We start from the raw sequence: 13519 nt of genomic DNA on the forward strand, positions 1-13519 counted from the left end.
ATCAATACGCTGAGGCAGTAGCAAACGAAAGGATAAATAGGTTTCCAGTAATAGCGTTTAAAGTCGCGCTATCATTGCGTGTGATTAAATCAATATGACTCACCTATGCGCTACCACACGGGTGCCACCTACAGCGTCAAGGAAGCCGGAAACCTGGAACAGTCGATGGTGACTGCCGAAGGTCAGCGGATCGTCTGTACGCTGAACTATCGCTGCTATACCGATAACGAGCGTTATCAGGTCATTCGCTGGACACTGGACGGTGAGTGGGTATTGCCTGTCCTGCAGAACAGGTCGATCCAGGATCGGTGCATCATTCGGCTCAACCAGTACGCTTTTAACGCCGAAGACCTGGCGAGCATCAATGAAATGGACCGACGCGCCCGGGCTTACCTCGCGATAATCGGGGAGTTTGTGCCCACCGTTCAGGAATGCTATTCAGAGTAAGAGCGAAACGCTGCGCCTTTTGCCTTTTCGGGTAAGGCCTTTCCCCTTGTTATCCCTTCCATTCTCCCTTTTCTCTTTTTAAGCCGTTATTCAGATTGAGTTGAAGGGGCAATGTGTAGTTTGTTTTGTATCACAGACTGTTTGTCCTGATCAGTGCGCGCTTGTGCCCGTGATTGACGGAAGGCTTGTCGCTGTTGTGCATGTGTCGCCTGGTCGGCAGTCACCAGGCCTGAATCAGCCCCTTGCAGATCAACACGCGCAGTATTTTCCACCATGCAATCCCAATAGCGTTTTCCGCGACACCAGGTGGCGAGTGCCTCTTCCAGTTGTTTCCTGGTTAGCCCCAGTGTGTCGAGCTGTAGTGCGATATCTTCGATGATCCCCAGTTTTAAAGGACGCTTGGGTAAAGGGGTCTTTGGAAATGCCAGTGGGAATTGCTGTTGTAATCGCCTGATTGATTCAAGCAAAGGATTGACAGGCCTACTCTTGTGCTGCGGTTTCGTGCTGGTTTGCTGTTTTGCAGCTTTCTGTTTAATCAGTTGTTGCCTGAGTTCGGCAAGTTGTTCAAAACTCATAGTCCATTCGCTTCAAAATAATCAGTAGTAACACTTTTATGGATGGACACGGCTGTCCGAGGGCGTTATTGTGGGATGGTTGAGTGAATTATATACAGATTGCAAAGAAACCCGGATGGGGTGACTCGTTCAATAACAGGCAGACCACAAAAAGGAATAGTGCTACTCGAAAAGGAGGCTGACCATGAAAAGCACTGGTTCAAAAACAACCCGCGCAGAACGTGCTGGCCGCCGCTTGGGGAGCTACTGGCGATCGCTTAAGCAGAAAGAACGCGCTGCGGTAAGCTGGATGCATCGTAAAGGGGTTCCGGCCTGGCTGGCGGCGGTGATACCGTGGGGTGTGAAACTGATGGCCGTGGGCATCTTGTACTATCTTGCGCCCTGGTTGGTGGTACTGGTTGTATTGGCTGTAATGATGATATGGTTGCTGGAAAATAATGAGCCGGATTTTGATGGTCTCATCAAGGCTGTTGAAGAATGTAACCCACAAGAAGAACTCCGAGATGGTTATGATGGTTTCGGCTGGTATGATAAAAGCGGTTTGCGAGTCGATATAAAGGGGCCTGAAGAACCCTGATATCGACTCGGTTACTCTATTTCATTCCTTCCTTGAAACCTGTGACCACATCTTTTGCGCCATTGATCATCTTCCCCGCCCCTGTGGCAGCGGAGGCTTTTGCATCAGATGTAGCAGCGTTTAACCCACCTAAAATATTGCCAGCTCGAACACCCGCCCAACCCAGTGCAGTTACCCAAAATACCGGTAGAACAATAAACATCATCGCCATCACAAAGTTCAGCAGAACATCCGCATAAGCGTTATTGAGCCCAATAAATGGGTTGAAGTTGGTATGAGGAGAATCCCAGCCAAAGAGCGCATCCAGAATGGTGCTGTCGATCCAGCGCGCCAGTTGGAACCAGAAATCCACGAAGAAGAGTGCAAACTCCACGCTGCTGATCGTCACCACCGTTTTCAGGTCATAGGTGCCAAACAGTAAAACCAGCGGAATACAGATCACCAGCGCCATTTTCAGAAACGAGAGCACCATCGGCAGCGCCTGACGTACCGCATCCATCGCCGGAAAAAATCCCACCGCCCCCACAGCGATACCTACATCAGCGGCCACCCGGGTGGTGCCATTGGGGAGTGTCCAGCCAATCTGGCCGCCATAATCGGTATAGGTCTGCCCTTGGTTCATTTCCTGCTGGCGAGGGGAGGCGATTGCCCGGATGATGGCATCATCCACTTCATTTTTCGACAAAAATCCGGCCCATTTACCAAAGCGGTCGAGCAGTTCGGGACTCACCTGCTCCAGCAGACGGGAACGTAACCCTTGGCTGCCATCTGACCACCACTGCGTACAGGTGGGATAGCCGCCGCCACTGGGCACCTGTGTCAGCCCGGCATCCCGTGTCGCATCATAGGCCCACTGTGGGCGCGGGGTGCGGGAATGGTAGGTATCGTAAAAACCCGCCGTGTTCATGAAATACCCTGAACCAATCCAGGTGACATCATTCATCTCGCTTTCCGTGAGATCTGGCCGACCCATAAAGAGTTTGGCGCGAGACGGGGCGTAACAGTCACGGGTGAAATCGGCGACCTCCTGTGCCAGCACCGGATCGGCAATGCGGGTACTGTCGATATCCATTCGCATCTGACGCAAATCGGTGCCACATGGGATCGAGGCCACCGCAGCACCAGTAATCGCTTTGGAAAGCGCGTGCATGAAGAACCACCATACCGGCACCATGGCACTTTGATTGTTCAACGTCGTGAAGGCATTCGACCAGTTCGTGTCGGCAGGCATCGGCACCTGAACCTGGCACTGCTTTGAACGGGCATCGTCAAATTTAATGGTACTCATATCCACGGGGATATAGGGCACCCCGGCAAAAAGGATCACCACAATGGCGACCCACACGCGGTTTTCAATGCGCATGGAGGAGAGCACCCCCTTGTTCCCTTCGTCCGCGCCTTCGGCTCGCGCTTTCAGCCACTCCTGCAGAATGATGGCGAGAAAGGGCAGCGCAAAGACGCCGCTGGCGACCAGCACCTGCCAGAGGCCGTTATGGATCACCCAGCCGACCAGCGACAGGTAATACTCCAGATAATCGGTGGTATAAAGCGTCATGGTGTTACCCCTGCAAAAATACGCTGCTTTCGAGCAGCACCACCGTCAGCAGCGCCGCCACTTCGGCCCGGCGCAGCCGGGCGCGGATGATGAGAGAGGGTTCCCGCTGGTAAAGACGCTGGCGCATCCAGAGCCAGCCGTACCCGGTTGCGCCATACAGCACGCAGCGCCAGAGGAAAAAGCCCAGCCGGTGATCCTGCAGCCAGGTTTGCCAGCGGGGGATATCCCCCAGCCAGCGTATACCGAGCAGATTGATAAGCACGGCCCCCACGAGGATCAGGCCTGTCCAGCTCAGGTGACGCACCCAGCGCCGTTGCCATAATGCAGTGAGGTGCCTCATGGTTTCTTACCTGTATCGGGTTTCTGGATCTGCTCCAGCCGGTTACGGGTATCTCCCTGATAAATTCCGGCTGAGCCTGCCGCACGCAGACTGTGGCGTTGAACAATCGCCATTGCGGCGTTTCCGGCCAATTCACGCCGTAGCGACAGTTCGGTTTTAAGGTTGTTGATTTCCTGCTCCAGCGCGGTGTTCTCCTGCCCGACGGCCTGCAGGGCCAGCTCATTGGCGGCGATATTGGGCTCTTTCATGCCGGTCAGGAGCGTGCGCTGCAACAGCAGGGCTTTTTCCAGCACGCTCGATAGCGCTGCCTCAGAAGCCAGGCGTTTCCCCAGCACATCCTGGTCGGGTTCATCACGCAGGGCTTCAATCACCCCCCGAGTAATAGGAAGCGACGTGCTGCCTGCTGCTTCCAGGTTGGCAAGCGTGGTGGGTTTGCTGCCGGACACCAGCTCCTGCAGGGCTTTCAGTTTGGCTTCGAACTCTTCCTGGATCAGCGGGGTCAGGCCCATACCGGGGGTGGTCTGGGTTTTAGTGCAGTTTTCACAGGTGCGCTGTTCACGCTCACCCAGTACCCGCGTCGCCCAGGCAGACGCCGCCTGAGGGGATGACCAGGTCTGGCAGGAGAGGCGGTTACCGCAGGTGCTGCTGTCAATCGGGGAGGTATCACTGACACCCCGGCCATTCAAGAGGTTATATCCGGCGCGGGTGACATCATTGACCACCTTGATCGCATTCTGCCCGGCACCCCCGGCGTTATTGCCTCCAACCCACGGCACCCCGTCATTGCCCTTGCGGCTTTCACTCTTCTCAATCGCCGACACCGCATCGAGCCCTGATTGTGACACCGCCTGCTTCAGCGCCATGCCCTCTGCCAACTGCCCCCATCCAAGCTGCCCCCCGGCCATGTCCGCCATCTTTTCTGCCATCGATCGGCAGGTGAGTTTCGAGCGGTCGAAATCAAGGCGTGCTTGCAAAATGCCGTTGGTCAGCAGGTTATACAGCGCTGGGTCAGCACGCTGGATAATCAGTGCTGGCAGGGAGGCTACGGCACTGGTGGCACTCTGGATCACGTTGCCCATGATCGACTGAAACCCGTTGGTTATGCCGTTTAACTGGTTTTTAAGGGTGGTATTGATGTCCATGTCCCCGCAGATCAGATTGCTGTTCCAGCCAGCGCCAACCGTCAGGCTTTGCATCTGACCCGCACTGCCCATCGACACCGCCCGGCCACCGCCGATGCTGTAGAGCACATCATCGCCAATCACGCTGCCGCTGGCACTGACCCCGGTCTTATCCAGCGTCAGTTCCGCCGAGGCCGACCCGCAGAACAGCAGGGTGCCCAGTAACAGATAATGAAACCGATTCATTGCATCACTCCTTAAAAATCCACGCTGCCGAGAAAGGTCTGGCCCTTGCGCTGGCAGCAACTGTAAGGACGCCACAGCGCCCAGGCGTAATCTTCGCGTTCAGCCTGCTGACGGGCCTGGTCATGAGGGAAAGTGGCGCAACTGTTGGAGAGCTTGGGCGTGAGCTCCTGCCACTTGCCGGATTTGGGCTCACTTTCAATCAGCGCCCCGGCAGGCCAGTAACCGGCTCCAGAACTGACCAGCAGCGGTTGATAGACGTGCGGTTGCCCCTTGCGGGTGACGATATCGCCTGCTCGCTGAGCCACTACCGCACTGGCTTTGTAGCCATCCACCTGATGCAAAAAGCCGCCACGGGGATAGACATTGCCCCAGAGATTGGCGGCACTGCGTGTGCCGACCTCACGCATTCCCGGTATCAATGATTCGGGATACAGCGCTTCCGGCAGGGTGTAGCGCCAGGCGAGTGTGTCGAAGGTACTTAACAGATAGGGCATCAGTGGAAGTCCTGCCCCCGGGCAGACGTAACCGAACTGCCGGGCAAAACTCATAAAAACGGTGCTGCCCGGATGGCCGATCACATCCGCGTTGCGGAACGTGGCAATGCTGTTTTCATTGGACTGGTTGGTGGTGTTATTTCCCCCAGACAAAGCAGAGGGGTTGGCAGTACTCAGAAGTCTCACTTCCGTCCAGGGGTTTTCTCCGGTGTTGGCATAGCTCGACACCACGGCATCCGGTACATAGTGGCGAACTTTGACTGAGGTGCGGATCCGGCATCCTTTGGCGTTGCACTGCAGCCAGTAACAGATGCCGATCACCCGGTAGGCGAGGCAGTCGAGCGAAGCCAGTGAAGACAGGATAGTGGCGGTGTTGAGTGCCAGCGCAGAACTCATATAGCCCAACAGCAACAGGGCAGCGCATACCCGACGCCAGGAAAAAGCGCGTTTCATGGGTGCTGTCTCCGGTAAGCGGCGATACGTGCCTGAGCCTTGGTAACATCGGCTTCGCCATACACCACATAGCGCTGGTCCACTACTACGGCAGGGATTTTACGGATACCCCGCTGCCAGGCATCGGTGGTGCCCTGATAGGCCGAAACGAGCTCTTTTTGCAATGAAGTGCCGGGTTGCAGACGCGCCTGCAGCAGCCGGGCGGCACGCTCAGGATCAGCGGGTAAATCTTTTGTAAGGGTGGTTTCGAGACGCTCAGGCGCATCCAGTTCTATCAGGCGGTCATAGGCTCCGGTGACCGGGTGCTGCCGGTCAGTAATGACCCAGGTTTCGGCGCAAGCAGGAAGGGAAAACAAAAGCGCCAGCCAGCAGAGATGTGCCGGGCGGATAAAAGTAACAGGGGAAGTGTGCATGTCGTACCTGCCGAGTGTGTGAAGTTCAGCAGGTAGTTGACCTCAAAGAGCAGGTCGAGCGCGACAAACAAACCGGTTTTGGGGCATTCCGGTTTCATCGGATAGGGGGCGGGAATTCATGTCAGCATCACGATTTATCCTTACAATCGTAACCATTCTGTTTTCAGAACGTTCGCTATCTCGGTTAACTTGTGCGCATGAGGTTGCGCTGTATCAGTCTAAGTCATTCTGTAATAGACGGAATAAAGTATAAATTTTACTCATCTCCTCTTGAAATATAAATTCATAGTCATATATATAAGACATACTTGAGTGTGACTGTAGGGGGAGACTTGAAAGATCAACAAAAATCTAAATCGAGCAATGGACGCTTCAATACATCGCAAGAAGTAAAGCGAATAGTCTGGATTCGTTCTGCTGGACACTGTGAACTTTGTGGCCTAGATCTCACTTACGATTACCGGGTCGGTACTCCTATGAACTGGGGAGAAGTCGCCCACGTTCTGCCTGCTAGTCCAAAGGGGCCGCGCGCACGAGAGGAGCATAGTGATGGACAGGCAGAAGCATTGACGAATGACTGTAATAATCTCATGCTTCTTTGCCCTAATTGCCATGACAAGATAGATCGTGATGCGGAGGGTTACCCTGAAAATGACTTGAGTGGTTTGCATCAGGCCTACCAGGAGCGTATTCGGTTGGCTGCCTCAGCGCCAGATGGTGGGCGAGCTGTTGCAGTGATCGTGCAAAGCCAGCATTTTGCTACGACAAACGATATTTCTGAACGTGATCTTTTGACCGCAATGTCTTCTGAAGGACTTACAGCATTCGATCACCCGATCAAGATTATTTTCCAACCACCCGGGCCTCGTGGTAGGGATGAGTTGTACTGGCAGTCTATAAAAGATGATGTCCAGCACAAGCTGGAAAATCAATTAAGGAGAAGAGGAGGGATGTATGTGGATGCACCGGCATTAGCGGTTGTCGGGGTTGCTGATATTCCCGCGTTGGTGCTCTTGGGGCAAGCGATCGGTGATCGCTCCAAACGCCTACTTTTTTCATCTAATCGCGAATATGGTTTGAAATGGCCAGATCAATCCGCATCCCCCCCGGAATATCTTTTTACACCTGCTCCAGATGGCGACGGCCCACTGGCTCTGGTGCTGTCTATTTCTGCGAAAATTCCATTTCGTGATGTCATCGGGGTTTTACCGGGGGCACGTGTTGCGGAGCTAACCATTCCTGAACCCGGCTACAACATGGTCAAAAACCGCCGAGTGATCCATGCTTTTCGTGACGCTCTTCAGGTTCATCTCAGCCAGCTTGAAGCTCAGACTCCGGGTGAAATTCATGTGTTTCCTGCGATTCCGGCAGCCCTGGCAATCGAGTTTGGCGCTTTGCTTACGACACAACACCAGCATCCGTATGTATTCTTTGACCGTAATAAAGAAAATAATAACCAGTTTCAGCCCGAACTGTATTTGGGCCCAACTTCCAAGGAAGCGTAACCATGAATATGAAAAACGAACAAACCAAGCGGGGAAGTTGGGAATACTTTCTGTTCCGCGCGGCACAAGAGATTTCACTTTCAGAGGCTCAATACGAGAAAATTGATGGTCGTTATTCTCAACTAGAAAAAATTCTCTCTGCTTCTGATAATCCTATTCTTGCCGAGGCTCATATTTTTCCTCAGGGTTCAATGCGGCTTAAGACAACGATCAAACCAGTGCCTGGCGCACCAGATGGGCTTGATACGGTTGATGCAGATGCTATTGTATGGTTACCTCATGCAAATGATGCAAGCGCAAAGGATGTCTTGGAGGCTATTGAGACGCGTTTTAGGGAAGGCAGTCGTGTGCAAGAGGATATCAAACCACTGCGCCGTGGAATTCGGATCGAATATGCTGATGAGAATCCTAGTTTTCATATCGATGTTACCCCAGCCCGTGCAATCAATGGAAATAATGAAGAAAAAGGTGAAGGTATGCTGGAGGTCCCAGATCGAGAGACTGGATGGAAAGCCAGCAGCCCAATTCCTTATTCAAATTGGCTTGATACCGCCTCTTCAAAGATAGTTGCGCTGGAAAGTTATGTTCAATTCAGTAAAAGCCACGCTACTTTTGATGCAGCCACACAAGACCCGCTTCCTGATTACCAGACGTACATTGAACAAGACCCACTAAGAGCAGCTATTAAGCTGCTCAAACGGCATCGTGATGAATGGGCTATTCGCACTGATAATGAAGAACATCGTCCTATCTCTGCTGTCATCACGACATTGGCTACGCATGCATATCTTGATGTAGTTGAAGAGTCAAAATTGCAACCACTTCGTCCGCTAGATGCAATCATCAAGATTGTCAGCAAAATGACAGAACATATTGAATTTCACAATGGCGAATATAAGGTTTGCAATCCGGCAGATAAGGGAGAAAATTTTGCGGAGAAGTGGAATAGACCAAATGAGGGACGTCATTACCAGGAAGCCTTTATGGATTGGCATATGAGTGCATGTAGTGCAATTTCCTTGGGACTTGAAGATTATCCTTCCACGGAGTCTTTTTCTGAAGCAGTAAGGGACAACTTTGGTATTAGCCCAACATTTGTCTCTGATGTTAACACAGCAATTCCGGCCAATTGGACGATGCCTGGTCGACCAGAAGGAACTACTCGGAATTCAGTAGCAATGGCGTTTTTTGAGGGCGTAGCTGGCAACAATTCATCCCAAGCGAGTGTAAAACCAGTTGAGCGTCTTGGCTGAGCATTTTGATACTCCTCTGCAGCGTGGTATCGCGGCGCTGCGGGGGATTCTTGGTGAAGATGCAGCTTCAGCATTGCTGCGGCCGATAGCTACGCGTGCAGATGAAGCTGCGAGCTTTACATTTCCCCTGCCAGTCGACTATATGGGAGAAGAAAGGCGTTTGCGTATCGTTTTTCCATCCAACTTCCCGCAAAGGCAGTTAGAGCTTCTGGTTGAGCCTTCCCCATGGCTTGTCTGGCCTCACGCGATGGAGAATGGGCTTTGTCTCCATGGGTTTCGGGAGAAGCCAATTACTGGTTCTCCCGAAACCATGGTTGAAGATAGTTTCTCCCGCTTGGGTAGGATTATTGATTTGTCCCGCGCGGGATCAGATGATGCTAGGCGAGATGCTGAGTTTCAGCGTGAGATCACAACATATTGGTCGAGACAATCAGGCCAGTCTTTACGGAATATTGTCCTGTTGGAACGACCTAAAGATGCGTCTAGGCTCTTTGCGCTAAGCGACCCGCGCAATGCATTGCCATCAGGCCAAGAAACTGTTTGGCTCGCGGCTGATGAGTCAAGGATTAAGAGATATTTTGAACGTGTAGTTGGAAGAGCTTCCAGACTACGAGCTTTGGAATGTCCGGCCTTCTACGTGAAGCTGCAAACTTATCCAGACATACGCGTTCCGGAGGCAGAGAGCCTCATGGCTTGGCTAATGGAACATCTTACAGATGGCGATGCTGCGTCCTTTGCCCTTTGGTTTAATGAGAAAGGATCGTTGGTTGACCGATGGGTTGTCATAGAGCTTCCTGGTGTTGAGGGTGTATCGAATTACTGCTTTAATGTTCATGCTAGAGGCATACAGCCAAATCGTGGTACGAAATTTGGTCTTCGCTCTTCACGTCGGAATCCAGCTAAAGTGGCGTTTAATGTTCCGGCACTTATCCGCTCATCCACGTTAAATATTCTTGATAGGGCAGCTATTTTATCCCGAGATTTAAGTGGTACGGCTCAACGGCTTGAAAGCTCACGCGTTGTTTTTGTTGGTGTAGGCTCACTGGGAAGTGCTGTTGCTTTGCAATTGGCAAGATCTGGCGTTGGGTGCATGACATTTATTGACCCGGACATCCTTGTGTCTGAGAACCTTGGAAGGCATACGTTGGGCGCTGACGATTTGGGAAAATCAAAAGCTGTTGCTCTAAAGGAAAAAATTATCAGAGACTTACCGACAGTCGAAGTGACTGCGTATAAGCATTTCTCTGAGATGATCATGCTCTTGAGGCCAGAAATATTTAATAACGCAGACTTGGTTATTGTTACTACTGCGGACTGGGAATCAGAAGTCGCTTTGTGGAAAGCCAAAGTTGATGGTGCTCCTTGGGGGATATTGCAGGCGTGGAGTGAGCCCCATACGCAAGTAGGGCATGCACTGATTGCTCCGGCTGGAAAATATGATGCCAGATATTTATTTAGCGATAATGGTGATTTTTATCATAAATACACTGAATGGCCGGATGGAGGTGCCATTTCACTTCCTGCCTGTGGTGAGAGTTTTATTCCTGGCGGTTCGCTGGGAATGGCAAACGTGGCGTCCATGGTGTCACAGGCTGCTTTGAGTGCCCTTACCGGCCAATTGCAGGATACTTCGTGGTTTACGAGTATCTATAGACCTCAGGATGTAGCGACTTTGGGTGGAAAATACTGCGGGCCGCAGCTTCCTGACGGGGTACAGCAAACAGTATTGGAACGTAGATGGCCTGAACAGAGGGAAAAAGTGACATGACAGGTATTGCCTGGCATTGGAGATGGCCAACATTACATTCTGAGTTATTGGTCTCTCAGAGTGTTGCGGACGTATTGGATAGTCATCGGCAGCAAGGGGTGAGCCCCGAGAGAGGGGGTCAATTGTTCGTTGATCCGGCAAATCAGGCTGGTCTGTTATTGGCTCTTGCTACGCTTCCCCATAGCACCGATCATGCCGGGTGGTCGTGGCTTGATTTGAATGCAGAGCGTTGCCGCAGGGAAATAGAGAGCGCCAATGCTGAAGGATTGCGTTTGGTCGGCTATTGGCATACTCATCCGCAAATTGTCCCCGATATATCACCTGCGGATATAAATAGTTTCTCCAGGTTTGCTGCTCGATATGCTGAGGAGTTGCCTTATCCAATAGCAGTTATAGTTGGTAAATCTTCTAAACCTGAAGGAATAAGAGTTTGGTCCTTCAGGGAAGGTAAACATATCGAGGCAACGAGAATAAATAAGTTGTAAAGTGAGGTATAGATTGTGCTCAGCTTTTTTTATAAGCCAGCATCTTTGCGAATAGTTCCGCCTGAAATCGTGCATCATCCAAGGCATTGTGATTCGGTTTTCTCTGTGGTTCAAGTTTGGCGGCCATATGAGAAGATTTTGTTTCCTTCCAACTGCATCCCAAAGTACCCATGAAATAGGCTTTCATATCAATCGCAGTGAATCCGAATGGGTTGTTGCCCAAATAGTTATGAAAGTAGTAATTGATAAATGACCAATCGAACGGTGTATTCAGTCCCACGAAAATAGCCTTTTGTCCAGGTGCACAGGATGATATTACCCATTCCTCAAATGTACGCATTGCCTCCTGCGGAGTAAGACCTTCCTGCTCTAGCTTTTCAAGGTGAAGACCAGAAACAGCAAGAGCCTCTGGATCATATTTTGAACTGATTGGTTTCAGCTCAAGGTAGATAGATGTTTCTGGTTGATAAACTAAGCAAGCCCCTATCGAAAGCATACTAAATTCGGCAGGTATTGGGCCGGAGGTTTCTATGTCCACAGAAATATAAAGCTCATCACTAGTCATATCGTATCCTTATTGTTAACGTTTTTTGATATGTATCATTATGTTTAGTCGAATATTTTTGACTATTAATAGATCAAAGAGAAAAACGATTGGGACTAGTATAAGCATATAAAACCAAAAAAAATCAAATAATTAAAAAATAACATTGCCATTTCACTTTTTACCCGTCAGTGTGACACCAGATATATTCGAGCAAGCTTGAGCCCAAATCACCCTGTTTTCTTGTGGTTTGACGGGGGAGCAGCAGAAGACAGGTAACCCTGCGTGGCTGACGGTAACGTGACAGCCCCCAGAAAAATTGAAGCGGTCGTCAGAATCTTGTTACGAAAACCTCCGCCCCAGCACAAGGCTGGAACGGAGGTGTCGAAAAAGCCGCGCAGGGTTTCACCATAGCAGACCATTTTGCGCAAACGAAAACGGTGTCCCCTGGCCGACGATAATGTGATCATCCACAGCGATATCGACCAGTTTCAGTGCGGTTCTGACCTTATCAGTCAGTCGCGTGTCCGCGTCGCTGGGGGCGGTTTCACCCGAGGGGTGATTATGCGAAATAATGACTGACGCGCATTTGTGGGCAAGCGCACGCTCCAGGATGACCCGTGGATAGACAGCGGTCGCGTTGAGGGTGCCGTAAAAGAGCCGCTCAAACGCCACTACCCGTTTCTGGTTATCGAGAAAAATCACCGCAAACACTTCCCGCTCCTCCTGCAGCAACTGCAGGCGCAGGTAGTCGCTGGCCGTATTCGGGCAACGAATCTTTGGCCCCCGATGCTGGAACAGACGTTTTTCAAGCAGTGTGACGGCATAGCGGACGATCCAGTCTTCATATTGGCGACGGTTTGCGCTAATGAAGGCAGGTAATCGGAACGACGGGGAAAATTTGTACAGCAGGGCTAAAGAGAACATAGGGTGGCTCCTTATGTTGCAGGAGGCTCCATGCCCCTGAAGGGATGAAGCCCTCCAGAGGGAAATAACGTTAAGATGGTTATTGCGTTGCCGCGAGGGCTGCAATGGCATGAGTTTTCCAGGTCTCGTGAATCAGTGTTCCCTGGAGATGACTGATCTGTTCGCTCAGATGCCGCATGGAATCATAATTGTCTGCACGCAGTTCTTCCGAACGCTGGGATTTGAGAAGATCGATTTTGCTCAAGATCGCTTTCTCCTCCTGCCGGGTTTGCGCAGGCGGATGCCACTGGATTTTTCTTGAACGTACCTTGCCGGTTAAGATTGTCCGGCAGGTGCGATCCATGATGGCAACACTGATTGCCTCGACACCAAAGGTGTCTTCCGGCGCTTCCAGCGTGCGGATCCGCGCCTGGGTGAGCAGGATGGCCTGCTCAATCAGTGCGCATTCACCCAGAGTGAGTACGGTATCAAGCCAGAACAAGCCATAACGAGGATCATCCTCTTCACAACAGATCCGTGCATGACACTGGATGATGAACTGTCTGGCAAAAATATCCTCCCGGATATAGCTGCCTTGCCGATAGGGATTTTTGACAAAGTGAATGCCATTAAAGACATGGATTTCATGCATGAGCAGACTCCTGTGATGACGATGGAAAAGAAATACGGGTAGAGGTAGAGGAAAATGCAGAAGCACCCTTCATCCATAAAAACGGATGAATGTTCGCGTAGCGGGTGCGAAGCGAACGGGGCAGGTCATGCGGCGGGAACCGCACGTAGTCTTGAAGACCCTGACTACCTGGGCATGTCGCTGAC

Annotated in this window: 15 protein-coding genes; 6 read left to right on the forward strand and 9 right to left on the reverse strand. The window is 51.5% G+C overall.

The window, feature by feature from the left end:
- Positions 1-105: 105 nt before the first annotated feature.
- Positions 106-447 (forward strand): hypothetical protein, encoded by a 342-nt coding sequence (locus tag WG891_RS01950; protein WP_337261551.1) that lies wholly within the window; start codon positions 106-108, stop codon positions 445-447.
- A gap of 86 nt (positions 448-533) precedes the next feature.
- Here the strand turns inward: WG891_RS01950 and WG891_RS01955 are convergent, their stop codons facing one another.
- Complete coding sequence (locus WG891_RS01955; RefSeq protein ID WP_337261550.1) at positions 534-1022, reverse strand: ProQ/FinO family protein; 489 nt, start codon at positions 1020-1022, stop codon at positions 534-536.
- 184 nt (positions 1023-1206) lie between these two features.
- Here WG891_RS01955 and WG891_RS01960 point away from each other — a divergent pair, with 184 nt between their 5' ends.
- Positions 1207-1599: a DUF3742 family protein gene (locus WG891_RS01960; RefSeq protein WP_337261549.1), complete on the forward strand. Its 393-nt coding sequence runs from the start codon at positions 1207-1209 to the stop codon at positions 1597-1599.
- Positions 1600-1615: 16 nt separating this feature from the next.
- On the opposite strand, the gene WG891_RS01965 is transcribed toward WG891_RS01960, so the two are convergent.
- From WG891_RS01965 to WG891_RS01985, 5 genes are read right to left on the reverse strand one after another with little or no spacing between them, the layout of a single operon-like run.
- A complete protein-coding gene (locus WG891_RS01965) occupies positions 1616-3154 on the reverse strand; it encodes a conjugal transfer protein TraG N-terminal domain-containing protein (protein WP_337261548.1) in 1539 nt (512 codons plus the stop codon).
- A gap of 4 nt (positions 3155-3158) precedes the next feature.
- Positions 3159-3494 carry a hypothetical protein gene (locus WG891_RS01970; RefSeq protein ID WP_337261547.1) on the reverse strand — a complete coding sequence of 112 codons (336 nt, stop codon included), beginning with the start codon at positions 3492-3494 and terminating at the stop codon, positions 3159-3161.
- Positions 3491-4861, reverse strand: coding sequence for an integrating conjugative element protein (locus WG891_RS01975; RefSeq protein WP_337261546.1), 1371 nt, complete (start codon positions 4859-4861; stop codon positions 3491-3493). Before WG891_RS01975 ends, WG891_RS01970 begins: the two co-directional genes overlap by 4 nt.
- Positions 4862-4872: 11 nt before the next feature.
- Positions 4873-5808 (reverse strand): TIGR03756 family integrating conjugative element protein, encoded by a 936-nt coding sequence (locus WG891_RS01980; RefSeq protein WP_337261545.1) that lies wholly within the window; start codon positions 5806-5808, stop codon positions 4873-4875.
- Complete coding sequence (locus tag WG891_RS01985) at positions 5805-6221, reverse strand: TIGR03757 family integrating conjugative element protein (RefSeq protein ID WP_337261544.1); 417 nt, start codon at positions 6219-6221, stop codon at positions 5805-5807. Before WG891_RS01985 ends, WG891_RS01980 begins: the two co-directional genes overlap by 4 nt.
- A 332-nt stretch (positions 6222-6553) precedes the next feature.
- Here WG891_RS01985 and WG891_RS01990 point away from each other — a divergent pair, with 332 nt between their 5' ends.
- From WG891_RS01990 to WG891_RS02005, 4 genes are read left to right on the forward strand one after another with little or no spacing between them, the layout of a single operon-like run.
- The gene (locus tag WG891_RS01990) at positions 6554-7726 is read left to right on the forward strand and encodes an SAVED domain-containing protein (protein ID WP_337261543.1); all 1173 of its coding nucleotides are present in this window, start codon (positions 6554-6556) and stop codon (positions 7724-7726) included.
- Positions 7727-7734: 8 nt separating this feature from the next.
- Positions 7735-8979 (forward strand): nucleotidyltransferase domain-containing protein, encoded by a 1245-nt coding sequence (locus WG891_RS01995; RefSeq protein ID WP_337261600.1) that lies wholly within the window; start codon positions 7735-7737, stop codon positions 8977-8979.
- Positions 8972-10747 (forward strand): ThiF family adenylyltransferase, encoded by a 1776-nt coding sequence (locus WG891_RS02000; RefSeq protein WP_337261542.1) that lies wholly within the window; start codon positions 8972-8974, stop codon positions 10745-10747. The genes WG891_RS01995 and WG891_RS02000 overlap by 8 nt, the downstream gene beginning before the upstream one ends.
- Entirely contained in the window at positions 10744-11232 is a 489-nt protein-coding gene (locus WG891_RS02005) for a Mov34/MPN/PAD-1 family protein (protein ID WP_337261541.1), read from the forward strand. The genes WG891_RS02000 and WG891_RS02005 overlap by 4 nt, the downstream gene beginning before the upstream one ends.
- A 19-nt stretch (positions 11233-11251) precedes the next feature.
- Here WG891_RS02005 and WG891_RS02010 read toward each other — a convergent pair whose 3' ends face one another.
- The 3 genes from WG891_RS02010 to WG891_RS02020 all read right to left on the reverse strand — a co-directional run bounded on the left by WG891_RS02010 (position 11252) and on the right by WG891_RS02020 (position 13334).
- Entirely contained in the window at positions 11252-11797 is a 546-nt protein-coding gene (locus tag WG891_RS02010; protein WP_337261540.1) for a 3'-5' exonuclease, read from the reverse strand.
- A gap of 384 nt (positions 11798-12181) precedes the next feature.
- Positions 12182-12703, reverse strand: coding sequence for a JAB domain-containing protein (locus tag WG891_RS02015; protein ID WP_337261539.1), 522 nt, complete (start codon positions 12701-12703; stop codon positions 12182-12184).
- Positions 12704-12782: 79 nt separating this feature from the next.
- Positions 12783-13334 carry a hypothetical protein gene (locus tag WG891_RS02020; RefSeq protein ID WP_337261538.1) on the reverse strand — a complete coding sequence of 184 codons (552 nt, stop codon included), beginning with the start codon at positions 13332-13334 and terminating at the stop codon, positions 12783-12785.
- Positions 13335-13519: the final 185 nt, after the last annotated feature.

Source organism: Serratia sp. MMO-28 (assembly GCF_037199905.1).
Classification (GTDB): domain Bacteria; phylum Pseudomonadota; class Gammaproteobacteria; order Enterobacterales; family Enterobacteriaceae; genus Chania; species Chania oryzae.

Excerpts from the sequence above, each read along its gene's own strand:
- WG891_RS01950 (WP_337261551.1), top strand. The coding sequence starts at position 106 with ATGCGCTACCACACGGGTGCCACCTACAGCGTCAAGGAAGCCGGAAAC.
- WG891_RS01955 (WP_337261550.1), bottom strand. The coding sequence starts at position 1,022 with ATGAGTTTTGAACAACTTGCCGAACTCAGGCAACAACTGATTAAACAG.
- WG891_RS01960 (WP_337261549.1), top strand. The coding sequence starts at position 1,207 with ATGAAAAGCACTGGTTCAAAAACAACCCGCGCAGAACGTGCTGGCCGC.
- WG891_RS01965 (WP_337261548.1), bottom strand. The coding sequence starts at position 3,154 with ATGACGCTTTATACCACCGATTATCTGGAGTATTACCTGTCGCTGGTC.
- WG891_RS01970 (WP_337261547.1), bottom strand. The coding sequence starts at position 3,494 with ATGAGGCACCTCACTGCATTATGGCAACGGCGCTGGGTGCGTCACCTG.
- WG891_RS01975 (WP_337261546.1), bottom strand. The coding sequence starts at position 4,861 with ATGAATCGGTTTCATTATCTGTTACTGGGCACCCTGCTGTTCTGCGGG.
- WG891_RS01980 (WP_337261545.1), bottom strand. The coding sequence starts at position 5,808 with ATGAAACGCGCTTTTTCCTGGCGTCGGGTATGCGCTGCCCTGTTGCTG.
- WG891_RS01985 (WP_337261544.1), bottom strand. The coding sequence starts at position 6,221 with ATGCACACTTCCCCTGTTACTTTTATCCGCCCGGCACATCTCTGCTGG.
- WG891_RS01995 (WP_337261600.1), top strand. The coding sequence starts at position 7,735 with ATGAAAAACGAACAAACCAAGCGGGGAAGTTGGGAATACTTTCTGTTC.
- WG891_RS02005 (WP_337261541.1), top strand. The coding sequence starts at position 10,744 with ATGACAGGTATTGCCTGGCATTGGAGATGGCCAACATTACATTCTGAG.
- WG891_RS02010 (WP_337261540.1), bottom strand. The coding sequence starts at position 11,797 with ATGACTAGTGATGAGCTTTATATTTCTGTGGACATAGAAACCTCCGGC.
- WG891_RS02015 (WP_337261539.1), bottom strand. The coding sequence starts at position 12,703 with ATGTTCTCTTTAGCCCTGCTGTACAAATTTTCCCCGTCGTTCCGATTA.
- WG891_RS02020 (WP_337261538.1), bottom strand. The coding sequence starts at position 13,334 with ATGCATGAAATCCATGTCTTTAATGGCATTCACTTTGTCAAAAATCCC.